The 749-nt window shown below is 44.9% G+C and carries 2 tRNA genes and 1 rRNA gene; all 3 read left to right on the top strand.

Going from position 1 to position 749, the window contains the following annotated elements:
• A 16S ribosomal RNA gene (locus ACXAH2_RS17155) occupies positions 1-80 on the top strand; the annotation flags it as partial.
• A gap of 73 nt (positions 81-153) precedes the next feature.
• Positions 154-230: transfer RNA gene (locus ACXAH2_RS17150), tRNA-Ile, on the top strand.
• A gap of 246 nt (positions 231-476) precedes the next feature.
• Positions 477-552 (top strand) — tRNA-Ala (locus ACXAH2_RS17145).
• Positions 553-749: the final 197 nt, after the last annotated feature.

The following is a 749-nucleotide window of genomic DNA, read 5'->3' as shown; positions in this document are numbered from 1 at the left end:
TTACCACGGAGTGGTCAATGACTGGGGTGAAGTCGTAACAAGGTAGCCCTAGGGGAACCTGGGGCTGGATCACCTCCTTAAACGATAGAAGCACTGGTGAGCGTTCACACAAATTATCTGATGTCTGTAGTTTAGAGTGTCGTAGTCTGGACCGGGTCTGTAGCTCAGTTGGTTAGAGCGCACCCCTGATAAGGGTGAGGTCGGCCGTTCAAATCGGCCCAGACCCACCAATCGAATAGATTGGAATTTGGTCAAAGTTGATTGTTGGTTAGAGCGCACCCCTCTCTTTATAAGAAAAGTAGGTGAGGTCGTGTCTTTCCGTTCAAATCGGACCAGACCCACCAAAATCTCAATGACGGCGTTATTTAAGTTCTCGTTTGGCAGGCTAAACGTCAAACTTAAAAGCCTTGTTCTTGAAATTTTGGAAAATACTTTAATGTGTTGATCATTAGAGTCGGTTAAAAAGACTAAAAAATGGGGCTATAGCTCAGCTGGGAGAGCGCCTGCTTTGCACGCAGGAGGTCTGCGGTTCGATCCCGCATAGCTCCACCATTTCTTAGTAAAGAAACAACACGACACACTCAAAGCCTTAAGCAAGATACTACTAGCCCTGCATGATTCGTTATGCGGAGGTGATTTATAGTCTCTGACTTAGTGCTTTGCACTAAACTTGCTCTTTAACAATTCGAATTTTGAAATAACGATGAATCAAGCGTTAAACCGGTGAGAAACACGTTAACCTAGTGTTT

Source organism: Marinomonas sp. ABL3_031 (assembly GCF_056161265.1).
The sequence above is the reverse complement of the archived record's forward strand: the minus strand, read 5'-3'. Positions and strand labels throughout refer to the sequence as shown.